Genomic DNA, 23,548 nt, shown 5'->3' with positions numbered 1-23,548 from the left:
CGAGAAGGTGACTAGTGGAACAACGCAGAATTCGGCTTGCTGCTGTAGGTGATGAGCTGCTGGCCGGACACGGGGATCCGCGCGCACTCGGCTGGCTGGGACGTGTCCTGGCCCGAACATCGCCCGAGAACGTCAACCTCCAGGCATACAGCCTGGCTGCACCTAACGAGGGCACCGAGGCGCTGGCCAACAGATGGCTCGCGGAAGCCGGGAGACGATTCGAAGACGGGTGCGAAAACCGCCTCGTGATCGGCTTGTCTGACCGGGACCTGGACCTTCAGCTGACGACGGCGCGAAGCCGCCTGAACCTGGCGAACATCCTCGACGGCGCCGCGCAGATGAGCATCAAGGTCTTCGTGGTGGGCCCTCCCCCGGGCCTGGACCCGGAACGGAACCGGAAGCTCGCGGATCTCTCCGCGGCGTTCGGCGACGTGACCACGCGGCGTAAGCACGTGTACGTAGACACCCTCAACCCGCTGCTGAACCACGAGCAGTGGCGTACGGACCTTGCCGCCAACGGCGGAACGCCGGGCCAGGCAGGCTACGGCCTTATGGCGTGGCTGGTGCTTCACCGAGGCTGGTACCAGTGGCTCGACCTGCCCGACATGAACTGAAACCTCCGTCATAAACGGACGTCAAAAAAACCCTCCCGGCAACAGCCGGGAGGGTTTTTGCGTATTCCCGCGCGGTTTCGAGTACAAAAACCCCCGTGTCCGGGCATAACGATCGGTTAACAACATGTAACTTGTCTCACAGTGGAAACAATATGTGGTTAGTGTTGCTCCACATGCGGCGGTCATCACGGCCGCTTTGGGGGGCCATCATTGGTGGTTCCTGACTCCTCATCACCAGTTAGGACTACTTATGCGTACTAAGCGCACGGCAGCTCTTGCCGCACTCTCCGTGGGGGCCCTGTTCCTGGGCGCCTGCGGCTCCGCCGGGGGCGGAACCGAAAGCGAAGGCGGCTCGGAGGAAACAGCCGAGAACATCGCCTCCACCATCAATATCGCCATCAGCCAGGCGCCCGACGCCTACAACTCGAGCACCGCCAACACCAACAGCACGTACAACAGCTACGTCGACAACCTGGTGCACAGCAACTTTGTCGAGTACAGCCCTGACGGCGTCATCCACGATGAAGAGTTCGGCACCTTCGAAAAGACCAGCGACGATCCGCTGACGGTGCACTACAAGATCAATGAGGACGCCAAGTGGTCCGACGGCACCCCCATCGACTTCGATGACGTGCTGCTGAACTGGGCTGCCTTCTCCGGACAGGTCGGTCCCGCCGAGGGCGAGAACATCTTCCAGCCGTCCTCCACCAACGGTTTCTCGCAGACCAAGATGATCGAGGGCGAGGCCGGCGACAAAGAGTTCGACATGGTCTTCGAGACCCCGTACGCGGACTGGGAAGCCCTGATGATCGGCCCCATCATGCCCGCACATGTCGCGGCGGAAAAGGGCGGACTGGACACCGCAAACGACGGCGAAGCCCTGATCAAGGCCATCCAGGACAAGGACATCGCGGCGTTGACCCCGCTGGCCGAATTCTGGAACACCGGGTGGAACTACGAAGCCGATCTGACCAAGCTTCCGGACGCCGAAATGATCCCGTCCTCCGGCCCGTACATGCTGGACAACGCCACCGACGGCACCCTGACCCTCAAGCGCAACGAGAACTACTGGGGCGAAGAGCGCAAGGGCAAGACCGAAACCATCGTCTTCAAGACCATCGCAGACACCGAAGCAGTCCAGGCCCTGGAGAACGGCGAGGTCGATATCATCGAACCCTCCGGCCCCACGGTTGACACGAAGACCGCCATCGAGAACATCGGCGAGACCGTCGAGATGCTCACCGGTCCCGAGCTGACCTTCAGCCACATCGATCTGGACCAGTCGGAAAACGGCGTGTTCAAGGACCTGGCCGTACGTCAGGCGTTCGCCAAGTGCGTACCGCGCGAGGACATTGTCGAGAAGTTCGCCAAGCCCATCGACGAGAACGCCACGGTGGACAACCTGCGCGAATACCAGCCGGGCCAGGAGGACTACGAAGAGGTCCTCGAAGGCGCTCCGTCCGCCAGCGAGTACGACGAAGTGGATATCGAGGGCGCCAAGAAGCTGCTCGCCGATGCCGGTAAGACCGAACCCGTATCGGTCCGCCTGATGTTCTCCTCCACGAGCCAGCTGCGCGCCGACATCGTCACCCTGATCAAGACGTCCTGCGACCAGGCCGGCTTCAACATTGTTCCCACCCCGGACCCCAAGTGGAGCGCCAAGCTCGCTGAGCCCGGAGCCTGGGACGCCATCCTGTTCGCCTGGGCCGGATCCGGTCTGGCCGCCAGCGCACAGTCGATCTACGTCTCCGACGGCGAGCAGAACTACGGCAAGTTCACCAACACCGAACTCGACAAGCTCTGGGACCAGATCGCCAGCTCCACTGACGAAGAAGAGGTCAAGGAACTGAAGACCAAGGCAGAGGAAATCCTCGCCGCCGAGGTCTACAACGTGGTCCTGTACGCCAACTCCGGTGTGGTTGCACACTCCTCCAAGCTGGAGAACGTGGAACTGAACCCGAGCCAGAACGGCATCACCTGGAACGCCTACAAGTGGACAAAGCAGGTCTAGCCGCAGCACCACGCTAGCCGCAGCCTAAGCGGGGATGGGCAGACGCAAAGTCTGCCCATCCCCCTGCTTATGTCCGCGGCGTTCTTCAGTCCCACCCCAAGGAGCCCCACGGTGTTCTACTTCATTCTTAAAAGAGCGGTCACTTCGTTCTTTATCCTCCTGGCCGCCACGGCACTGATGTTTGTCCTGGCCGTCAACTCCGGCGATCCCCTCCATGACCTCGCCGAACTGCGCAACGATGACCGGGAATCCCGCGTAGCCGCCCGTACCGAAGCCATGCACCTGGATCAGCCCATCCACATCCGCTATCTGCTCTGGCTGCAGGAAATCGGCCGCTGCATCATGCCCGGCGGTGCACAGTGCACGCTGGGCCTGGACCGAGTGGGCAACCCCGTCATCGAGCAGCTGGAATCCGCCGTCGGTTCAACCTTCCGCCTGGTGGTCGTAGCAACGGTGCTCGCGATCATCCTGGGCGTGCTCATCGGTGTTGTGACCGCCCTGCGGCAGTACAGTGTGTTCGACTACTCGATCACGTTCGTTGCCTTCCTCCTGTTCTCCATGCCGCTCTTCTGGCTCTCCACGCTCCTCAAGCAGTACCTCGCCATCGGTCTCAACACCTGGCTGGTGAATCCAACCATGTCCTATCTGGGCATAGTGCTGCTGGGGTTGGTGGCCGGGTTGATCTGGATGGTCGTCATCGGCGGCGACCGCCGACGACGGATCCAGGTATTCGCGGTGGCAGCCGTGGCAACTTCGGTAACCATGCTCCTGTTGCTGATGTCCGGTTGGTTCAAGACCCCCGGTTTCGGTCCCGTCGGCATCCTGGTGAGCGCCGTCGCCATCGCCCTCGGAACCACTGCCCTGTTCGCCGGGTTCCGGCGCCGCCGGATTGTCTTTGCAGCCCTTGCTACGGCCGCAGCCGGTTTTGTCGGCTATCTGGTCACGATGGGCATCATGAAAGACCCCGACTGGCTGACCATTGCCGGCCTGGCACTGGTGACCGTTGCCGTTTCCGCTGCCATCGGGCACTTCGTGGGCGGACCGTACGCCAAGCAGACCCGGCAGCTGACCGCCGTCGTCGGCCTGCTGATCGGTTCCGTCGTGTTCCTGGATTCGCTCCTGCACGCCTACCCGACGCTGTCCCGCAAGACCGGCGGCCGACCCATTCCCACCACCGGTTCCTCCACGCCCAACCTCGAGGGAACCTTCTGGGAAGTGAATCTCGATTACGCGCTGTACCTGGTGCTGCCGACCATCGCGATCATGCTGATTTCGTTTGCCATGTACACCCGCTACACCCGGGCCAGCCAGCTGGACGTAATGACCCAGGACTACATCCGCACAGCACGGGCCAAGGGGCTCAGCGAACGGACAGTCGTGGTCAAGCACGCGTTCCGCAACGCAATGATCCCGATCACCACCCTGATGGCCTTCGACTTCGCCGGTGTGCTCGGCGGCGCCGTGGTCACGGAATCGGTGTTCGGCTGGAACGGCATGGGCAAGATGTTCACCGACGGACTCACCAACGTGGACCCCAATGTCATCATGGCGTTCTTCCTCGTCACGGGCGTGGCCGCGGTGGCCTTCAACATGCTGGCTGACATCGCGTACGCGTTCCTCGATCCGCGCATCAGCCTGAACTGATTGGTAGAGCAATGACTGATAACAAGATTTCCGCGGACGGGCCGAAGGAAAGCAGCCCGGAGCTGACGGCCATGACGCTGGAGAGCCAGCGGACCGTCACGGCGGACGCACCCGCGACCAGGGGCGTCGTCGCTGACCCGAAGATCACCGAGGCAAAGAGCCAGTCCAAGCTGGTCCGCGAACGCTTCCTGCGGCATAAGGGAGCCATGGGCGGAATGATCGGCCTGCTGTTCATTGTGCTGCTGGCGTTCTCCTCAATCGGCTTCAACATCGGCCCGCTGCATATTCCGGGCTGGTGGCAGCACACCTTCTACGAGGTGCAGGATACCTCCGACGGCGGGAAACCGACCCTGTCCTGGACCGGGCTGGGCGACCATCCGTTCGGTCAGGACGCCCTGGGCCGGGACTACTTCGCGATGACCATGCGCGGGGCGCAGATCTCCCTGATCATTGCCTTCATCGTGGGTATTGTCGGAACCGTCATCGGAACCGTCGTCGGTGCCCTGGCCGGGTATTACCGCGGGCGGGTCGAAGCCGTCCTGATGCGCTTCACCGATGTCATCATCACGATTCCCCTGCTGGTGGTCGCAGCTGTGCTGGCCACCATCGTGGCAGACTTCGGAATCGTGGTCTTCGCGGCCTTCCTGGGCATGCTCACCTGGACCGGGCTGGCCCGGATTGTCCGCGGCGAATTCCTGTCCCTCAGGGAGAAGGAGTTCGTCGAGGCGGCCAAGTCCGTGGGTGCCAGCTCTTCCCGGATCATCTTCAAGCACATCCTGCCCAACACCGTAGGCGTCATCATCGTCTCGGCCACGCTGGCAATCTCCGGCGCCATCCTGCTCGAAACCGCCCTCGGCTTCCTGGGCCTGGGCGTGCAGGAACCTGACACCTCGCTGGGCAAGCTGATCAATGACAACCGGTCAGCCATGACCGTGCGCCCCTGGGTCTTCCTCTGGCCCGGCGTGTTTATCGTGGCCATTGCCCTCGCCGTCAACTTCATCGGCGACGGGCTCCGGGATGCGTTTGATCCCCGACAGACAAGGAACAAGCAATGACCTCCACACCGGTATACAGCGACACCCCCGCAACGGGAACCGGTTCCCCCATCCTTGAGGTCACCGGACTCGGCGTCGATTTCAACGTCGACAACGAATGGGTCATGGCCGCCGAAGACGTGAACTACAAGGTCTATCCCGGGGAGATCCTGGCGATCGTCGGCGAATCCGGCTCGGGAAAGAGCATGTCTTCCATGGCGCTGCTCGGCCTGCTGCCCGGCAACGGGCGGTCCACCGGCAGTGCGAAACTGCACGGCAAGGAACTCATCGGCGCCCCGCAGTCGGCGCTGCGGAAGATCCGCGGCAATGACATCGCCATGATTTTCCAGGAGCCCATGACGGCCCTGAACCCGGTCCTGACGGTGGGTGAGCAGGTGAAGGAGATCATTGAGCAGCACACCGATGCGTCCCCCGCGGATGCCAAGGCACGCGCCATTGAGCTGCTGCGCATGGTGGAGATTCCTGATCCGGAGACCCGCTACGACAATTATCCGCACCAGTTCTCCGGCGGGCAGCGCCAGCGGGCCATGATCGCCATTGCCATTGCCAATGATCCGATCCTGCTGATCGCCGATGAACCCACGACCGCCCTGGACGTAACGGTCCAGGCGGAAGTACTCGAACTGCTGCGTAAGCTCAACAAACGCCTGAACAGCGCCATCCTGCTCATCACCCATGACATGGGCGTGGTGGCCGACCTCGCGGACAACGTGGTGGTCATGCAAAACGGGCGGATCGTGGAAGCCTCCGCCGTGGTGGATCTCTTCGCCGCACCGCAGCAGGACTACACCAAGGCCCTGCTCGATGCCGTGCCGCACCTCGGTTCCAAGGTGGGCGGTGTGCTGGCAGCCGTCGAGGTGGAGGATGACGGCTCCCTGCAGATCACCGATGCACCCCGGGCGGTTATGAAGGCCTCCGAGGAAGTGGCCGAACCGACGACGTCGCAGACGCCCGCCCTGCAGCTTGAGAATGTGGCCATCGAGTATCCGGGACGGTTCCGCACCCCGGCCTTCCGTGCGGTATCCGATGTTTCCTTCACGATCATGCCCGGCGAAGTCATGGGTTTGGTGGGCGAATCCGGTTCGGGGAAGTCCACCATCGGACGCGCCGTCACCGGTCTGCTGCCGGTGGCCGAGGGAAGTGTGCGGATCAACGGAACAGACATCGCCGGGCTGTCACCGAAAAAAATGCGGCCCCTGCGGCGGAAGTTCGCCATCGTCTTCCAGGACCCGGCGGCATCGCTGAATCCGCGTATGTCCATCGGTGAGAGCATCGGCGAGCCGCTGTTCCTGCACGAGAAGCTGTCCAAGGCCGAGCTGGATAAGCGGGTGGAGAACCTGCTCGATGACGTCCAGCTGCCCAAGAGCTTCCGCAACCGGTACCCGCACGAACTCTCCGGCGGGCAGCGCCAGCGTGTGGGCATTGCGCGGGCGCTCTCGCTGCGGCCGTCCCTGCTCGTAGCGGATGAGCCGACGTCGGCGCTGGATGTGTCGGTGCAGGCACGGGTGCTGGCGCTGCTGCAGGACCTGCAGCAGGAGTACGGCTTTGCCTGCCTGTTCGTCAGCCACGACCTCGCGGTGGTGGAGATCCTGGCCAGCCATATCGCCGTGCTGAACAAGGGCAGGATGGTGGAGCAGGGTTCCACCGAACAGGTCCTGAAGTACCCGCAGGATCCGTACACCCGGCGCCTGCTGGCAGCGGCACCGGTGCCGGACCCGGCCGAGCAGGCCTACCGCCGAGAGCAGCGCTATGCGCTCCTCGCGGCCGGCAGCGAGGAATAGGCTGAACGGTGCGGAATAGGTAAACACAGCAGAACGAAACCGCGGCGGCGGCGTCAGGCGGAAGACCATCTTCCCCACGGCGCCGCCGTCGTCGTTGTCAGGGTTCCGTTTGCCGGTCTGGAACTAAGTTGGACTATGTTGGGGTGGGAAGACAGTGTCGCGGCTCACACTCAGCCGCGGTGCAGCTTCGCAATTCACGGTGCAAAGGAGCATTCCATTATGGTTCGCGAGCTATCGCATTACGTTGACGGACAGCATGTTGGAGGCGCCTCCGGGCGCTTCAGCGATGTCTACGATCCCTGCACGGGCGAGGTCTCCGCCAGGGTGCCCCTGGCCAGCACCGAGGAAGTCCGCAACGTTGTTTCCAACGCGGAGAAGGGCCAGTTGGAATGGGCGGCCATGAACCCGCAGCGGCGGGGCCGGATCCTGCTGCGGTTCGTCGATCTGGTGAACGCGAACATGAACGAACTGGCCACCCTGTTGTCCTCGGAACACGGCAAGACCCTCCTCGACGCGAAAGGCGACATCCAGCGGGGCATCGAGGTGGTGGAATTCGCCGCCGGCGCCCCGCACCTGCTCAAGGGCGAGTTCTCGGACAACGCGGGGGCCGGCGTCGACGTCCATTCAATGCGCCAGCCGCTCGGCGTCGTAGCCGGAATCACGCCGTTCAACTTTCCGGCCATGATTCCGCTGTGGAAATCCGGTCCGGCACTGGCTGCGGGCAATTCCTTCATCCTCAAGCCCTCCGAGCGGGACCCATCCGTGCCCCTGCGCCTTGCCGAGCTCTTTACGGAGGCCGGCCTTCCGGCCGGTGTCTTTAACGTCGTCAACGGCGACAAGGAAGCGGTCGATGCTCTGCTGGAGGATCCGCGGGTCGCCGCCATCGGCTTTGTCGGCTCCACACCGATTGCGCAGTACATCTACGCCACTGCCGCTGCGCATGGAAAGCGCGCCCAGTGTTTCGGCGGCGCGAAAAACCACATGGTGATCATGCCGGATGCCGATCTGGACATGGCAGCCGATGCCCTGATCGGTGCCGGCTTCGGCTCCGCCGGCGAACGCTGCATGGCGATCTCCGTGGCCGTACCGGTCGGCAAGGACACCGGCGACGCGCTCGTGGCGAAGCTTGAGGAGCGGATCGCCGGACTCAAGGTCGGGCACAGCCTCGCCGAGGATTCGGATTTCGGCCCGGTGGTCGCGGTTTCCGCGAAGGAACGGATCGAAGGCTATATCCAGGCCGGTGTGGATGAGGGTGCCACCCTGCTGGCCGACGGGCGCGGCCTCGCAGTAGAGGGCTACGACGGCGGCTTCTGGGTGGGGCCCACTCTCTTCGACAACGTCACCAAGGACATGACGATTTACAAGGAAGAGATTTTCGGGCCCGTGCTCAGCGTGCTCCGTGCAGAGGACTACGACGAAGCCCTGCGCCTGTGCAGCGAACACGAGTTCGGCAACGGAGTGGCCATCTTCACCCGGGACGGTGACTCAGCCCGTGATTTCGCGAGCCGGGTCCAGGTCGGCATGGTGGGCATCAATGTCCCCATCCCGGTCCCTATCGCCTACTACACCTTCGGCGGCTGGAAGGCTTCCGGATTCGGCGACCTCAACCAGCACGGTGCGGATGCTTTCCGCTTCTATACCAAGACCAAGACGGTCACCACGCGCTGGCCGTCGGGGATCCGCACCGGCGCCAGCTTCGTTATGCCGGAAGGCAGCTGATGGCAGCCATGGACTCCGGGAAGCCTGCCACGGATGAGGTGCTGTTCGAATGCCGCGGCAGGCTGGGCGTCATAACGCTCAACCGCCCGCGGGCCGTCAATGCGCTTACGGCCGGCATGGCATCGGCCATGCTGGAGCAGCTCAGGCTCTGGGCCGGCGACGACTCCGTGGCAGCTGTGCTGGTACGCGGCTCCGGCGAACGGGGATTGTGCGCGGGCGGCGACATAGTGGCCATCTACCGCGACATGCTCGACGGCGGCAACGCCACAGCCGCCTTCTGGGCGGACGAATACACGCTCAACTCGCTCATTTCGAACTACCCCAAGCCGTACGTGGCTTTCATGGACGGACTGGTGCTCGGGGGCGGAGTGGGAATCTCCGCCCATGGCTCCGTCCGGATCGTCACCGAACGGACCCGGCTGGGCATGCCGGAAACCACCATCGGCTTCGTGCCCGACGTCGGCGGAACCCTGCTGCTCTCCCGCGCGCCCGGGGAGACCGGCACCCATGCAGCCCTCACCGGGGCCCACTTGAACGCTGCCGACGCGGTGTTCCTGGGGTTCGCGGACTCCTTCGTTCCATCGGCGAAGCTTGAGGACCTCGCCAGGGCACTTGAAAGCGAACCCGTGGACTCCGCCGTCGCACGCTTTGCAGAGGAGGCCCCGCCGTCCGGACTCGCAGGGCAGGCATGGATAGACGCCTGCTACGCCGGGACCGACGCCGAGGAAATTGTGCGCCGGCTGCGGGCTTTCGATGGGCAGGCCCAGGAGGAAGCAGCCAAGGCTGCCGAGGCAATAGCGGCCAAGTCCCCCACCGCGGTGAAAGTGACGCTGGAATCGCTGCGCCGGGTGAAGGGGCTGAGCCTGGAGAAAGCCCTGGAGCAGGAGTACCGGGTGGGCCTGCGGTTCGTCGCCGGACCCGATTTCCGGGAGGGCATCCGTGCCCAGGTGGTGGATAAGGACTTTGCCCCGGACTGGCAGCCCGCCACGCTGGCAGAGGTCAGCGACGAGGACGTCGAATCCTATTTCGCTCCGCTGGGGAACCGTGAACTGATACTTTCCAAGGAGCACAACAATGTCTGAACCATTCCCTTCAGAGCTGAGCCGTGGGGAGCAGGCCGCTCCGGTTGCCTTCCTCGGACTGGGCCACATGGGCGGCCCGATGGCCGTGAATCTCGTGAACGCCGGCTACGCCGTCACCGGCTTCGACGTAATGCCCGCCGCTCTTGAAACTGCTGAGGCAAACGGCATCGCCACAGCCGCCAGTGCCGCCGCTGCGGTATCCGGCGCCGGTGTAGTGCTCACCATGCTGCCCAGCGGCAAACATCTGCTGGACGCCTATCGGGGCACCGGAGACCAGCCGGGGCTGCTCGCCGCTGCCGCACCCAACACCCTGTTCCTGGATTGCTCCACCATCAACGTGGAGGAGGCCCGGGAGGCAGCAGAACTCGCGGTTGCGGCCGGCCACCGGGCCGTAGACGCGCCGGTCTCCGGCGGCGTCGTAGGCGCCGAGGCAGGCACTTTGACCTTCATGGTGGGCGCGTTGCCGGAAGATTTCAAAGCAGTCAGCCCGATGCTCGAGGTGATGGGCCGGCGCGTAGTGCACTGCGGAGAGCACGGTGCAGGCCAGGCCGCCAAGATCTGCAACAACATGATCCTCGGAATCTCGATGATCGCGGTCAGCGAAGCCTTTGTCCTGGGCGAAAAGCTGGGCCTGACCCACCAGGCCCTTTTCGATGTTGCCTCGGCGGCCTCCGGCCAGTGCTGGGCGCTGACCACAAACTGCCCCGTGCCGGGCCCGGTGCCCACCAGCCCCGCCAACCGCGACTATCAGCCCGGGTTCGCGGGAGCCTTGATGGCCAAGGACCTGAAGCTGGCCCTCAACGCCCTCGAAAGCACGGGGGTCGCCGCGCAGTTAGGACCGCTCGCTTCGGCAATCTACGATGACTTTGCCGCGGAAGGCGGCGCGGGCCGGGATTTCTCCGGCATCATCACCGATATCCGGGATAGGTCAGCGCGCTAGGTTTTGCGCACCGGACAATCCCGAACACTTGAAACAGCACCTGAGGGGCCAGACATGACTGAGCAGTACACGAACATTCTCGTAGAGCAGCGCGGCCGGGTGGGGCTCGTGACGCTCAACCGGCCCGAGGCGCTGAACGCGCTGAACAAGTCCACCATGGACGAACTCGTGCGCGCCGTGTCCGCAATGGACGCCGATCCCGCGATCGGAGCTGTTGTGCTGACCGGATCCGGCAAGGCCTTCGCCGCCGGGGCGGACATCAAGGAAATGCAGTCCAAGGGCTACATGGACATGTACGCCGCGGACTGGTTCCGCGGCTGGGAAAATTTGACCCGTCTGCGTATCCCGGTGATAGCTGCAGTGTCCGGCTTCGCCTTGGGCGGCGGCTGCGAGCTCGCGATGATGTGCGACTTCATCATTGCCGGCGACAATGCCAAATTCGGCCAGCCGGAAATCAATCTCGGAGTGCTCCCCGGCATGGGCGGCTCCCAGCGGCTCACCCGCGCCGTGGGGAAGTCCAAAGCGATGGACATGATCCTGACCGGGCGCTTCATGTGTGCCGAGGAAGCCGAACGCGCCGGCCTCGTTTCCCGCGTGGTCCCGGCCGCGGACGTGGTCGAGGAGGCCATGGAGGCCGCCGCGGTCATCGCCTCCAAATCCAAACCGGTGGCGATGGTTGCCAAGGAAGCCGTCAACGCAGCGTTTGAGACGGGCCTGGCCCAGGGAGTCCTCTTCGAACGGCGCGTCTTCCACTCGCTGTTTGCCACCGAAGACCAGAAGGAAGGCATGGCAGCCTTCGTCGAGAAGCGCAAGCCGGACTTCACCCACCGCTGAGGCGGTGCGTCCGGCCGCGCCGTTCAGTCGCTGAAGTCTCAGTCGCTGAAGTCGCCGGCGTTCCTGCGGAAGCTGCCGAGGATCCGGATCAGCTGGTCCACATCCTGCTCTTCGAATCCGGATTGCGCGAATACCCCCGAGTTCAGGGCCTGGGTTGCCTCCTTGGCCAGCGTCCGCCCTTGGGGAGTGAGCTCAATCAAGGTGGTGCGCCCGTCTGTGGGATGCGGTGAGCGGATCACCAGTTCAGCGTCCTGCAGACGGTCGACGGCGTTCGTCACCGAGGTGGGGTGCACCTGCAGAAGCGCGCTGGCCTTGTTCATGGGCAGCGCCCCGCTGCGGGCAAAACTCAGGAGGGCGAGGAGTTCGTAGCGGGCAAACGTCAGCCCGAACGGCTTCAAGACCGCCTCAATCCGGGCCAGCAGGATCTGTTGGGTCCGCATGATGGCTGTGATGGCAGCCATGGGGGCGGCGACGTCGGACCAGCCGTGCCGTTCCCAGTTTCCTCTGGCGTCCGCAATGGGATCACGCGGCAGCGGCATTGCCACGGCACCTCCGGCTTCCCGTTCTGGATTTCATAGGCCCCAGCCTAGCTTTTCAGTGCCGGAAAGTCGGTTCCGGTGGCTTGCGGGCCCGCCGCCGTTATCCCGGCTCCGGACCTCGGCCGGGGACCGTCGCAATGGTGATCTCCATCACTCTGCAATATACTAGGACGTCCAAGGGTTAGGAAGAGCCGGATCATCCATGCCGGATCGCTACGAAGGGATGCTCGCCCGTGCAGCCACAAAGCCGTGCCACCGGCCAGAACCTCACAGAGACGGACGACGCCTTCGTCCCGCCTTTCCCGGACGTTGACCTCATGTACATCGTTGACCTGCTTCCTCCGGAGGAACAGTCCCGCTACCGGGAGGTCCGCAGCTTCCTCCAGTCCCGGATCCGGGCGGCTTCGATCGACTATTGGAACAGGGAGGAATTCCCCTTCGAACTGGTCGCGGAGCTGGGCAAGTACGGCCTCGGCGGTCTGCAGACAGACGGAAGCTCCAAGCTGTTCAAGGGACTTATGTACACGGAGGTGGCGCGCGCCGATGTGTCCCTCTCCGCACTGGTGGGGATCCACAACGAGCTGATCGTCGGCATGGTGGACCAGCTCGGCTCCGAGGAGCAGAAGGCACGCTGGCTGCCGGGCCTCACCGCCCTCACGCAGATCGGCGCCTTTGCCCTGACCGAACCGGACCACGGATCGGACATAGCCGGCGGGCTGGCCACTACGGCGCGCCGCGACGGGGACGAGTGGGTGATCAACGGCGCCAAGCGCTGGATCGGGGCCGGCACCATCGCCGACTTTGCCCTGGTCTGGGCGAGGGACGTCGCCGACCAGCAGATAAAGTGTTTCCTCGTCGAAACGGACCGCCCCGGCTACACGGCCGCAAAGATCGCAAACAAGATCGGGCTTCGGATCATGCAGAACGCGGATATCGTGCTCGACGACGTCCGCATCCCGGCAGCCAACCTCCTGCCGGGCGCCACCGACTTTTCCAAAGCCAACGAGCTGCTGCGCGATTCACGTGCCTGGGTGGGCTGGCAGGCCGCCGGCATACAGCTGGCCGCGTTCGACGTCGCACGTTCCTACGCCTTGAACCGGAAGCAGTTCGGCAAGGAGCTCGCCCGGTTCCAGCTGATCCAGCAGCAGCTGGCCGAAATCCTGGGCAACGCCTCCGTCTCGCTCGCACTGATGGCACAGCTTGCCGGAATCCAGCAGGACGGCAAGCTCGAAATGGTCCAGGCGGCGATGGCCAAGTCCACCACCACCCGGCTGGCCCGGGCATCGGTGGCCATGGGGCGGTCCCTGCTGGGCGGTAACGGCATCAGCACGGACTATGAGATGGGCAAGCTCTTCGGAGATGCCGAAATCCTCTACACCTACGAGGGCAGCTACGAGATCAATTCACTGATCGTCGCGCGGGCAGTGACCGGGAAGTCGGCATTCGTCTAGGCAGCCGGGCACGCGTTAGGCGTGCGCATGAGGCATGTGGGACACTGGAGGGCAGAACTTTTCGAATCAAAGGAGGCAGCTATGAGCAAGCGTGCACGCAAGCGTCGTGACCGTAAGCGCGGCGGCGCTAACCACGGTAAGCGTCCCAACACCTAAGCAAAGCTTTGGTAGCCGCGTGGCCGGACGGCCAGGCAAAAAGAACCCCCGGAACCAAATGGCACCGGGGGTTCTTTGTGTCTGCGACGGTGCGCTACGGAATCAGTGGTCCGCAGTCTGGATCTGGCTGATGCGGGTGAGGATGCTGGCCTTCAGCGTCTCGGGCGCTGCCTCTGTGCAGGACCGCTTCACCACCGAACGGATGACGCACTCAAGGTCATGTTCCTGGGCGCATTCGGGACATCCGTCGAGGTGTTCCTTGATTTCCACAAGGTCCTCGTGGGACAGGGCGCCGTCCAGGTATTCGTACAGCCGTTCAATACGGGCGTCGTCGCAATCGCCCAGGCTCTGGCAATCGCTCATAGCTCATTCCCCTGTTTCTTGGTTGATGCGCCGGCTGCTTCGGCTGTGGGCACTTTGCCCTTGATACCGCGCTCGTGTGCATACTCCGCTAGGAGCTCGCGGAGCATCTTGCGTCCACGGTGCAGCCGGGACATCACGGTGCCGATCGGCGTATTCATGATTTCTGAAATTTCCTTGTACGCGAAGCCCTCCACGTCGGAGAAGTACACGGCAAGCCGGAACTCCTCCGGGATGGACTGCAGGGCATCCTTGACATCGGAATCCGGCAGGTGGTCCAAAGCAACCGCTTCAGCGGACCGGAGCCCGGTTGAGCTGTGTTCGGCTGCACGGGCCAGCTGCCAGTCCTCAACGCCGTCGGAGTTGGCCTGCAGGGGTTCCCGCTGCCGCTTCCGATAGAGGTTGATGTACGTGTTGGTCAGGATGCGGTACAGCCAGGCCTTGAGGTTGGTCCCCGGCCGGTACTGGTGGAAAGCGGAGAAAGCCTTGGTGTAGGCCTCCTGAACGAGGTCCTCCGCGTCCGAGGGATTGCGAGCCATGCGCATGGCCGCTGAATAGAGCTGGTCCACATACTGCATGGCGTCCTGCTCAAAACGAAGCTTGCGTGCCTCATCCGATTCGGTGGCAACGTCGAGTTCGAAGTTTTCCACGTGGGGGCTGCCTTCCGGCGCATCAGTTCTCATCACCTCCCAGTCTACGGTGCGGGCGGGAACCCGTACGCGTAGCTTCGGCCCGCGGGTAGTCCGCGCTGTGGTCAGCGTGGCGGCTGGCACGATGCTTTCTCCTGACTGTTGGCAAAGCACATCCTGATACTGGTGCCAACGACGACGCCGGGCCCGCTATTCCCGCACCCTTCCCGGCGGACGGCGGGAAAGGGTGCGATGAGGGACCGCGGGACGAAACGTGTGCCGCAGGCCGCAAAATGCCAGACTAAGGTGGAAGCAGCACCAAATGTTGTTTTTTTCGCGTAAGTGATGGATTTCCCAGGAGGCACTATGTCGATAGTCCGTTTGATTGCACGTCCTTTGCTCGCAACCGGCTTCGTGGCCGTAGGCGTGGAGCGCCTTCGCAACGCTGACCAGACCGCCGAACAGCTCACCCCCACGCTGAAGATGATCGGCAGCACCGTTCCTGCCGCCGCAGCATTCACGTCCAACCCGGCGCTCGTAGCCAAGGTTGTCGGCTACACGCAGGTTGGCGCTGCCTCGATGCTCGGCACGGGCAAGTTTGCCCGTCTGGCGTCCCTCCTGCTCGCCGGAACGGCCGCGCTGAACTCCGTGGTGGAATACCGCAACGCCGAGGCTTCCACCGCGGCCGAGCGCAAGGAACGCCGCAACCAGCTGCTCAAGAACCTCTCCCTGATCGGCGGCGTCCTGCTCGCTGCCGTTGACACCAACGGCCGTCCGGGACTTGCCTGGCGCGCCGGGCACCTTGCCTCCGGCACGAGCCGCAAGACCCGCGCCGTCTCCAAGTCGGTTTCGAAGAGCACGCGCAAGCAGCTCAAGGCAGTGTCCAACGCCGCTTCGGACATCGTCGGTTCCTAGCAGCAATGAGTGCTCCGAATGCCGGGGTGCCGGCTACCTGGCCGGCACCCTTCGTCACTTCGCCCGTAGACGCAACAGTCGCGGTACCGGGTTCGAAGTCGCTGACCAACCGATACCTGGTCCTCGCCGCCCTTGCAGACGGCAGGTCCCGGCTGCGGGCACCCCTGCATTCGCGGGATTCGGAGCTTATGGTCTCCGCCCTGCGCTCCCTCGGAGCAACAATCACGGAAATCCCCGGCGACGGCCCCTTCGGACCGGACCTGCTGATAGATCCGGTCCCGGCAGCCGCCCGCGGGACCCGGCAGATTGACTGCGGCCTGGCCGGGACGGTCATGCGCTTTATCCCGCCGCTGGCAGGACTCGTCCCCGGGACCACGGGATTCGACGGCGACCCGCATGCCCGCAGCCGGCCCATGTCCACCATCATTGACGCCCTGCGCTCCCTCGGGGTGCAGGTGGACGACGACGGCGCCGGCTCCCTGCCCTTCAGCGTCACCGGCTCCGGGCGTATCGCCGGCGGCCGCCTGGAGATCGACGCCGCCGCCTCCTCGCAGTTTGTTTCGGCCCTGCTGCTGGCAGCACCACGTTTCGACAAGGGCCTGCACCTTGTGCACCGCGGCAGCACGCTGCCGAGCCCGGACCACATTGCCATGACGGTCTCCGTACTGCGCGGCGTCGGAGTGGACGTTGATGATTCCGTTCCCAGCGAATGGCGGGTGGCACCCGGCCCCATTGCCGCCTTCGACACCGTGATTGAACCGGACCTGTCCAATGCCGGCCCCTTCCTCGCCGCGGCGCTGGTGGCCGGCGGGACCGTACGCGTGACCGGCTGGCCCGCCTCGACCACCCAGGTGGGCGATAAGTGGCGGAGCATCCTCCCGGCCCTGGGCGCGTCCGTGGACCTGGCCGGCGGCACCCTCACCGTCACCGGTACCGGCCGCATCCGCGGCGCCGATCTGGCGGACACCAGCGAGCTGGCCCCCACGGTGGCCGCTCTCTGTGCCCTCGGAAGTTCGCCGTCCCGCCTTACCGGGATAGCGCACCTCCGCGGCCACGAGACGGACCGGCTGGCCGCCCTGGTCACTGAAATTAACCGGCTCGGCGGCGACGCGGAAGAAACAACAGACGGTTTGATCATCCGGCCGGTGACGCTGCACGGAGGCACCTGGGAAACCTACGCCGACCACCGGATGGCCACCGCCGGCGCCCTGATCGGCCTGGCCGTGCCCGGCGTCGTCGTCCGCGACATCTCCACAACAGCCAAGACGCTGCCGCAGTTCCCCGAACTCTGGCAGCAGCTCACCCGATCGGCGGAAGCATGACACGCAGTACCAGCGGCTGGGACGAGTCCGATGTCCGCGTCCGGCCCAATAAAAAAGGCTCGCGGCCCCGCACCAAGGACCGCCCCGCCCACGACGACGCCGTCATCGGGCGGATCATCACCGTGGACCGCGGCCGGTACACCGCCGTGGTGGATGAAGACACCGCCAACGAGCGCACCGTCATTGCCGCCCGTGCCAGGGAGCTGAGGCGCACCCCTGTAGTGGCCGGGGACCTGGTGGCGCTGGTCGGCGACGTAAGCGGCGCCCCGGACACCCTGGCCCGGCTGGTCCGTGTCGAAGAACGCCGAACCCTGCTGCGGCGCAGCGCCGACGACACGGATCCGGTGGAACGCGTGGTGGTGGCCAACGCCGACCAGCTGGTGATTGTGGTGGCTGCCGCCAACCCCGAGCCCCGCACCGGCTTCATCGACCGCGCCCTCGTTGCCGCGTACGACGCCGGGATCTCCCCCGTCCTGTGCATCACCAAGGCGGACATCAAGGACCCGGCCGATCTGCTGGCCAACTACGAACACCTCGACATGGACGTCATCATCAGCCGCACCGCGGCAGCTGACGCCTCGGGCATCGATGCCCGCTCCGACGACGGCCTTTCCGCACGCCTTCAGGGCACCGCCGTCGAGGCCCTCCACGAGGTGCTGAAGAACAACGTCAGCGTCCTGGTGGGACCCTCCGGCGTCGGCAAATCCACCCTGGTCAATGCCCTGACGGGTTCGGCCCGGGCCACCGGCGGAGTGAACGCCGTCACTGGGCGCGGCAGGCATACGTCCTCCTCCGCCCTGGCCCTGCGGCTGAGCGATTCCCCCGCAGGAAGCTGGATCATCGACACCCCGGGCATCCGTTCCTTCGGCCTGGCCCATGTGGACCCGGACCGGATCCTGCAGGCCTTCCCCGACCTTGAGCCCGGCACCGCCGACTGTGAGCGCGGCTGCCGGCACGATTCGCTCGCCGTCGGCTGCGGGCTGGACCCGTGGGTGGAAGGCGGCCATGCCGGGCCCGCAGGCCCCGCGCGGCTGGCGTCGCTGCGGCGGCTGCTGGGCACCGGTACCCGCACGGAGAATAAGTCCTCCGCGAAGGAGCTCGGCGAGCAATAGCCCTCCTTGGCGCCGGGTTCGGCGTCGCGGAGATTTGCCAGGACACCGCCCGCTAACGGGCCTAATGCGGGGCTGTGCCCGCCGAATAAGGATAAGTTGAAGAGTATGCCCTTCGTTCAGAACTACAACGATGACCTGCGCTTGGCCCATGTGATGGCTGATTCCGTGGATGACCAGACCATGTCGCGCTTCCGGGCCCTGGACTTGAAGATCGAGACCAAGCCGGACTTCACACCCGTCACCGACGCCGACAAAGCCGCCGAAGATGCCATCCGGGGACAGCTCTCCCGCGCCCGGCCCCGCGATGCGGTACTGGGCGAGGAATTCGGTTCCAGCGGCTCCGGCCCGCGGCGGTGGATCATCGATCCGATCGACGGCACCAAGAACTTCATCCGCGGCGTCCCCGTGTGGGCCACCCTGATTGCCCTGGTGGACGACGGCGTTCCCGTGGTCGGCCTCGTCAGCGCGCCTGCGCTGGGCAAGCGCTGGTGGGCAGCCACCGGCACGGGGGCCTACATGGGCCGGTCCCTGGCTGCGGCTACCCGCCTGCACGTCTCCAACGTTTCCCGGCTGTCCGATGCCTCGCTGTCCTACTCCAGCCTCGGCGGCTGGAAGGACCGCGGCAACCTCGAAGAGTTCCTGGACCTGACCGAGTCCGTTTGGCGTACCCGCGCCTACGGCGATTTCTGGTCCTACTGCATGGTGGCCGAGGGCGCCGTGGACATTGCCTGCGAACCCGAACTGAACCTTTATGACATGGCGGCCCTCGTTCCGATCGTGACCGAGGCCGGCGGCCGCTTTTCCTCGCTGGACGGCGAAGACGGGCCCTTCGGCGGAAACGCGCTGGCGACCAACGGGACGCTGCACAGCGAAGTGCTGCAGCGCCTGAATCCCGATCTGGACGACCTCCTGTAACTGTGGGCACCTCCGGACCTCGGCTCGAGGCACTGCGCCGCCGGCAGCTGGCGGACAGCTACCAGGCCGGCGGCGAACACTACGACCGCATCCGCCCCGGCTACCCCGCCGAGGCCGTGCACTGGCTCTTCGCCCGGCCCGGCCTCCCCGATGTTCCCGCAGTCCGGGACGTGGCCGACGTCGGCGCCGGCACCGGAAAGTACACCCGGGAACTGCACGCAGCCGGGCTGAACGTCTGCGCCGTCGACCCGTCCCGCGACATGCTCGACCAGCTTTCCCGGCTGCTGCCTGACGTTCCGTTGCGGGTCGGCACTGCGGAGCAGACGGGCCTGCCCGCCTCCTCGCTGGACGCCGTGACAGTGGCCCAGGCCTGGCACTGGTGCGATCCTGCCGCAGCGAGCCGGGAGTTCGCCCGCATCCTGCGGCCGCACGGGATCCTTGGCCTGGTCTGGAACCAGCTCGACGTAAGCGTCCCGTGGGTCCACCGCTACTCGCGCATCATCCACGCCGGAGATGTCCTGCGGCCGGGCTTCCGGCCTGAGCTGGGGCAGGAGTTCGCGCTGGACGATTCCTCCACCGTCGCCTGGACGCAGCCGATGACCCCGGAAGACCTGTTTGAACTGGCCCGGTCGCGGGCGTTCTACCTGTCGGCCGGCACCGCCGCGCGGGAGAAACTGCACTCGAATCTGTCCTGGTACCTCTACGAACACCTCGGACACGCGCATGGGGACATCCTGGAGCTTCCCTACCTGACGTTGACGTGGCGGGCAGTCCGGGCGGCATGATGCTTCCTTGACCCTGGTGCGCCGCCTCCCCCGCCTACCTACAATTGTCCAAGTCCGGCATGGTTGGTGCTTAGGGAGAAATGCGTATGGTCTTTACCTTCGGCATCGAAGAAGAGTTCCTCCTCTTGGATGCCTCCACCGGGTTCCCCACCGGAGCGCAGGAACTGACACGCGCCCTGATCTCCCCCGGGCAGGGCGCCTTCACCAGTTCCGCCGAGCTGCTGGATGCACAGGTGGAGAGCTCCACCCGGGTCTGCACCACCCGGGAGGAGGCACTGGACGCCCTATTGGGGTTCCGCTCCCGGCTTGCCGAGGCGGCAGCGTCAGTGGGCGTACGGGTTGCCGCCACCGGAGCGGCGCCCCGGATCGCGGAGGGTCCGCCGGTGCTCAATTCCTCGGACCGGTACCGGCGGATGGGGCTCCTGACCGGAGCCGTTGCACACGAACAATATGTCAACGGCACCCACATCCACGTGGGCATCCCCTCCCGCGACACAGGGGTACGCGTGTTGAACGGGATCCGGCCCTGGCTCGCACTGCTCGGTGCCGTTGCCGTGAATTCCCCTTATTGGCGGGGACAGGACAGCAGCTTCGCCAGCTGGCGCATGGTCCATTACCGGCGCTGGTCCGTGCAGGGCTGCCCTCCGGTCTTCGCCGATGCGCAGGACTACGCCCGAAGGCTGGAAAGCCTGCTCGCCACCGACGTGGTGCTCGACGCCGGCCACGTGGGCTGGGCGGCACGGCTCTCGGAGAGCTTTCCCACGGTGGAGGTTCGAATTGCGGATGCCCAGCTCCAGGCCCGGGACTCCCTGCTGCTGGCAACCCTGGTGCGGGCCCTGGTCAGCACGCTGGCATCCGCCGTCCCCGCGCTTCCGGCAGCCGTCCCCGATCCGGAACTGCTCGACGTCGGCCTCTGGCAGGCTGCGCGCTTCGGCATGAACGGGAACCTGGTTTCCCATCCGGGCGGCAGCGTGCCCGCGGCAGATCATCTCACTGCCCTGCTGGAGTTTGTTGCACCCGCGCTGGAGGAAGCCGGAGACCGGGAATACGCGGCTGCCGGCGTCGCCCGGGTCCTTGCCGGCGGTACCGGCGCGGAACGGCAGCGCACGGCCTTCCGGTCCGGCGGTTACGCAGAACTCACGGACCTGTACACCCGCAGCCTCAGCGCCGAATAGCCGGGGCTTAGCCCCCTGCATAGGTGGAGATGTCCAGGATCCGGGCCTCCCAAGGGCGCAAGAGGTGACGGTCGCCGGCGTCGGGGTAGTTCCCCAGGACGAGGCTTCCGGCCTCCAGGTCGGACGGCACCCCCAGCTCAGCGCCGGACACGTTGCCCAGGACCAGCAGCGCCTGGTCCCCGAGGGTGCGCTTATAGGCAAACAGTGTTGGATGCCCCGGGTCCAGCAGGTGGAAATCCCCGAGCGATACCAGGTCCGATTCGTGCCGGAGCCGAACCAGCTCGCGGTAGTAGCCGAAAACGGACTGCTCCGCGGCCCGGTCCGTCTCCACATTGACGGCGGGGTAGTTCGCAGCCACCGGAATCCACGGTTCAACCTCGGAAAAACCCGCATGCTCACCGGCTGTCCACTGCATAGGCGTGCGTGCGTTATCCCTGCTCATCCGGCGCAGCCCTTCCAGGACCCGTTCCCTGTCCATCCCCTGTTCGAGCGCCTCCGCAAAGTAGTTCAGTGATTCCACGTCCCGGTATTGGTCTATCGAGGTGAAACCGGCGTTCGTCATGCCGATCTCCTCGCCCTGGTAGATGTAGGGGGTCCCCCGCTGCAGGTGCAGCAGGGTGGCCCACAGGGTGGCCGATTCGTACCGGTACTGCTGGTCATCACCGAAGCGGGACACGACGCGCGGCTGGTCATGGTTGTTCAGGTACAGGCTGTTCCAGCCCTTTTCGGCGAGTCCGCGCTGCCAGCGGTTCCAGCTCGTTTTCAGGTCCGGCAGGGACAGCGGCCGGTGATCGAATTTGCCGGCGCCCTGGTCGAGGCTGACGTGTTCGAATTGGAACACCATGTCCAGTTCCCGCCGCTGCGCATCGGTGAACAGCAGCGCCTGTTCGACCGTGGCTCCGGGGGTCTCCCCCACCGTCAGGTACTGGCCGCTGCGCCCGCCGAAGACCTCCCGGTGCATTTCCTGCAGGAATTCATGGATCCGCGGCCCCGAGACGAAGTACGGCGATCCGTCACCCCAGATCCCTGACGAGTCCACCACTCCGTCCGGCAATGCGGGGTCCTTCGAAATGAAGTTGATGACGTCCATCCGGAACCCGTCCACGCCGCGGTCCAGCCACCAGTTCATCATCGCGTAAACCTTCGCCCGCACCCGCGGGTTCTCCCAGTTCAGGTCCGGCTGCTGCGGGGTGAACAGGTGCAGGTAGTACTGGCTGGTAAGCGGTTCGAAGGTCCATGCCGAGCCGCCGAAAAAGGAGCGCCAGTTGTTGGGCTCGGCGCCGGGTTCCCCGGGTTCGAAGCCCGGGCGGGCGTCCCGCCACCAGTAGCGGTCCCGCTTCGGTGACGTCCTGGAGGACTTGGAGGACTGGAATCCCGGGTATTCGTTGGATGTGTGGTTGACCACAAGGTCCATGATCAGGCGGATGCCGCGTTCATGCAGGCCCTCCAGCAGGAGGTCGAACTGTTCCTCCGTGCCGAACATTTCATCGATCCGGCGGTAATCACTGATGTCATAGCCGTTATCGAACTGGGGCGACTGCTGGATCGGCGACAACCACACCACGTCCACGCCCAGCTCGGCCAGATGGTCCAGGTGCTCGATGATGCCGCCGATATCGCCGACCCCGTCACCGGTCGAGTCGGCAAAGCTGCGGGGATAGATCTGGTAGACGACGGCGTTCGTCCACCAGGCGGGATCATTGGGAGGCGCCATGGACACCCGTCCTTTCACCGTGTCCTGTGCATAATACGTCCGAGCCGTCAGCCCGCACAGGGCTGCCGGGAGTTACGGTGCAGGCTCTGCCCGGGACGGCAGTTTTCCTTGTACGCGTCCAAGCGCGGCACTAGCGTTGGCGCTGCCGACAGGTTCCGTGTACGGACTTGTCCTGAACTCTAACGTTTGGAGTAACTGCCATGGCAACACTGACCGTTTGGAAATTCTCGGATGCGGACGCTGCGGAACGCGCCACGCAAACCCTCGCCAGCCTCCAGTCCCAGGGCCTCATCACCGTCCAGGACGAAGCGATCGTTACCTGGCCTGAAGGGCGCAAGAAGCCCAAGACCATTCAGGAACACAACATGGTTGGGGCCGGTGCCCTGGGCGGCGGCTTCTGGGGGCTTCTGTTTGGGCTCATTTTCTTTGTCCCGCTCATCGGCGCTGCGGTGGGCGCCGCCATCGGCGCGATGTCGGGTTCCATGGTGGACGTCGGAATCAACGACGATTTCATTGCGCAGGTGCGCCAGGAGGTCACCCCTGGCTCCTCGGCGTTGTTCGTCCTGTCCTCCAATGCGGTCGAGGACCGGGTAGCCGAGGCGTTCAAGGACTATTCGGGGGCGAAGCTGATCTACACGAACCTCTCGAAGGACGAGGAAGCCAACCTGCGGGAAGCCTTCTTTGAGTCCACACCCGCCTAAGGCTATGTACCCTGCACGACGGCGGGGGGGGGGGCCCGCCGCCCCCCCCCCCCGGGGGGTGCGCCCGAGCGTGCAAACCCTTGGGTTTAAAGTT

22 protein-coding genes are annotated in these 23,548 nt (G+C 65.0%); 18 read left to right on the top strand and 4 right to left on the bottom strand.

Annotated features, from left to right (window positions below; translation table 11 throughout):
- Positions 1–14: 14 nt before the first annotated feature.
- The 9 genes from NNX38_RS06325 to NNX38_RS06285 all read left to right on the top strand — a co-directional run bounded on the left by NNX38_RS06325 (position 15) and on the right by NNX38_RS06285 (position 11,680).
- On the top strand, positions 15–614 hold the full coding sequence (locus NNX38_RS06325) for a GDSL-type esterase/lipase family protein (protein WP_227918308.1): 600 nt from the start codon (positions 15–17) through the stop codon (positions 612–614).
- 250 nt (positions 615–864) lie between these two features.
- Positions 865–2,625: an ABC transporter family substrate-binding protein gene (locus tag NNX38_RS06320; protein ID WP_255797236.1), complete on the top strand. Its 1,761-nt coding sequence runs from the start codon at positions 865–867 to the stop codon at positions 2,623–2,625.
- A 111-nt stretch (positions 2,626–2,736) separates the two neighbouring features.
- Positions 2,737–4,269: an ABC transporter permease gene (locus tag NNX38_RS06315; RefSeq protein ID WP_255797235.1), complete on the top strand. Its 1,533-nt coding sequence runs from the start codon at positions 2,737–2,739 to the stop codon at positions 4,267–4,269.
- Positions 4,270–4,280: 11 nt separating this feature from the next.
- Positions 4,281–5,324, top strand: coding sequence for an ABC transporter permease (locus NNX38_RS06310; protein ID WP_255797234.1), 1,044 nt, complete (start codon positions 4,281–4,283; stop codon positions 5,322–5,324).
- A complete protein-coding gene (locus NNX38_RS06305; protein ID WP_255797233.1) occupies positions 5,321–7,105 on the top strand; it encodes an ABC transporter ATP-binding protein in 1,785 nt (594 codons plus the stop codon). Before NNX38_RS06310 ends, NNX38_RS06305 begins: the two co-directional genes overlap by 4 nt.
- Positions 7,106–7,324: 219 nt before the next feature.
- Positions 7,325–8,824 (top strand): CoA-acylating methylmalonate-semialdehyde dehydrogenase, encoded by a 1,500-nt coding sequence (locus NNX38_RS06300; RefSeq protein ID WP_255797232.1) that lies wholly within the window; start codon positions 7,325–7,327, stop codon positions 8,822–8,824.
- Complete coding sequence (locus NNX38_RS06295; RefSeq protein WP_370646378.1) at positions 8,824–9,906, top strand: enoyl-CoA hydratase/isomerase family protein; 1,083 nt, start codon at positions 8,824–8,826, stop codon at positions 9,904–9,906. Before NNX38_RS06300 ends, NNX38_RS06295 begins: the two co-directional genes overlap by 1 nt.
- A complete protein-coding gene (mmsB, locus tag NNX38_RS06290; protein WP_255797231.1) occupies positions 9,899–10,846 on the top strand; it encodes a 3-hydroxyisobutyrate dehydrogenase in 948 nt (315 codons plus the stop codon). Before NNX38_RS06295 ends, mmsB begins: the two co-directional genes overlap by 8 nt.
- A 54-nt stretch (positions 10,847–10,900) precedes the next feature.
- Positions 10,901–11,680: an enoyl-CoA hydratase gene (locus tag NNX38_RS06285; RefSeq protein ID WP_255797230.1), complete on the top strand. Its 780-nt coding sequence runs from the start codon at positions 10,901–10,903 to the stop codon at positions 11,678–11,680.
- Positions 11,681–11,718: 38 nt separating this feature from the next.
- Here NNX38_RS06285 and NNX38_RS06280 read toward each other — a convergent pair whose 3' ends face one another.
- A complete protein-coding gene (locus NNX38_RS06280; RefSeq protein ID WP_255797229.1) occupies positions 11,719–12,225 on the bottom strand; it encodes a MarR family winged helix-turn-helix transcriptional regulator in 507 nt (168 codons plus the stop codon).
- Positions 12,226–12,536: 311 nt separating this feature from the next.
- Here NNX38_RS06280 and NNX38_RS06275 point away from each other — a divergent pair, with 311 nt between their 5' ends.
- Positions 12,537–13,670 carry an acyl-CoA dehydrogenase family protein gene (locus NNX38_RS06275; protein ID WP_255797345.1) on the top strand — a complete coding sequence of 378 codons (1,134 nt, stop codon included), beginning with the start codon at positions 12,537–12,539 and terminating at the stop codon, positions 13,668–13,670.
- Between the two features lie 81 nt (positions 13,671–13,751).
- On the top strand, positions 13,752–13,826 hold the full coding sequence (locus tag NNX38_RS16900; protein ID WP_369299106.1) for a 50S ribosomal protein bL37: 75 nt from the start codon (positions 13,752–13,754) through the stop codon (positions 13,824–13,826).
- Between the two features lie 102 nt (positions 13,827–13,928).
- On the opposite strand, the gene rsrA is transcribed toward NNX38_RS16900, so the two are convergent.
- Together rsrA and NNX38_RS06265 are read right to left on the bottom strand one after the other, a co-directional pair.
- Positions 13,929–14,189 (bottom strand): mycothiol system anti-sigma-R factor, encoded by a 261-nt coding sequence (gene rsrA, locus NNX38_RS06270; protein ID WP_227918317.1) that lies wholly within the window; start codon positions 14,187–14,189, stop codon positions 13,929–13,931.
- Positions 14,186–14,869, bottom strand: coding sequence for a sigma-70 family RNA polymerase sigma factor (locus NNX38_RS06265; protein ID WP_255797228.1), 684 nt, complete (start codon positions 14,867–14,869; stop codon positions 14,186–14,188). The genes rsrA and NNX38_RS06265 overlap by 4 nt, the downstream gene beginning before the upstream one ends.
- 312 nt (positions 14,870–15,181) lie before the next feature.
- Here NNX38_RS06265 and NNX38_RS06260 point away from each other — a divergent pair, with 312 nt between their 5' ends.
- The 6 genes from NNX38_RS06260 (at position 15,182) to NNX38_RS06235 (ending at position 21,039) form a co-directional block, all read left to right on the top strand.
- Complete coding sequence (locus NNX38_RS06260; RefSeq protein WP_255797227.1) at positions 15,182–15,730, top strand: DoxX family protein; 549 nt, start codon at positions 15,182–15,184, stop codon at positions 15,728–15,730.
- 5 nt (positions 15,731–15,735) lie between these two features.
- Positions 15,736–17,052 (top strand): 3-phosphoshikimate 1-carboxyvinyltransferase, encoded by a 1,317-nt coding sequence (gene aroA / locus NNX38_RS06255; RefSeq protein ID WP_255797226.1) that lies wholly within the window; start codon positions 15,736–15,738, stop codon positions 17,050–17,052.
- Positions 17,049–18,164, top strand: coding sequence for a ribosome small subunit-dependent GTPase A (locus NNX38_RS06250; RefSeq protein ID WP_229949599.1), 1,116 nt, complete (start codon positions 17,049–17,051; stop codon positions 18,162–18,164). The genes aroA and NNX38_RS06250 overlap by 4 nt, the downstream gene beginning before the upstream one ends.
- Before the next feature lie 105 nt (positions 18,165–18,269).
- Positions 18,270–19,079, top strand: a complete 810-nt coding sequence (gene hisN / locus NNX38_RS06245) for a histidinol-phosphatase (protein WP_229949601.1) — start codon at positions 18,270–18,272, stop codon at positions 19,077–19,079.
- Between the two features lie 2 nt (positions 19,080–19,081).
- Positions 19,082–19,864, top strand: a complete 783-nt coding sequence (locus NNX38_RS06240) for a class I SAM-dependent methyltransferase (RefSeq protein ID WP_255797225.1) — start codon at positions 19,082–19,084, stop codon at positions 19,862–19,864.
- Positions 19,865–19,944: 80 nt separating this feature from the next.
- Positions 19,945–21,039, top strand: a complete 1,095-nt coding sequence (locus tag NNX38_RS06235) for a glutamate--cysteine ligase (protein WP_255797224.1) — start codon at positions 19,945–19,947, stop codon at positions 21,037–21,039.
- A 7-nt stretch (positions 21,040–21,046) separates the two neighbouring features.
- On the opposite strand, the gene NNX38_RS06230 is transcribed toward NNX38_RS06235, so the two are convergent.
- Positions 21,047–22,753: an alpha-glucosidase gene (locus NNX38_RS06230; RefSeq protein ID WP_255797223.1), complete on the bottom strand. Its 1,707-nt coding sequence runs from the start codon at positions 22,751–22,753 to the stop codon at positions 21,047–21,049.
- A gap of 200 nt (positions 22,754–22,953) precedes the next feature.
- On the opposite strand from NNX38_RS06230, the gene NNX38_RS06225 reads away from it, so the two are divergent.
- Positions 22,954–23,454, top strand: a complete 501-nt coding sequence (locus NNX38_RS06225) for a DUF1269 domain-containing protein (protein WP_255797222.1) — start codon at positions 22,954–22,956, stop codon at positions 23,452–23,454.
- Positions 23,455–23,548: the final 94 nt, after the last annotated feature.

Source organism: Arthrobacter sp. zg-Y238 (genome assembly GCF_024385525.1).
GTDB classification, from domain to species: Bacteria; Actinomycetota; Actinomycetes; order Actinomycetales; family Micrococcaceae; genus Arthrobacter_B; species Arthrobacter_B jinronghuae.
The sequence above is the reverse complement of the archived record's forward strand: the minus strand, read 5'-3'. Positions and strand labels throughout refer to the sequence as shown.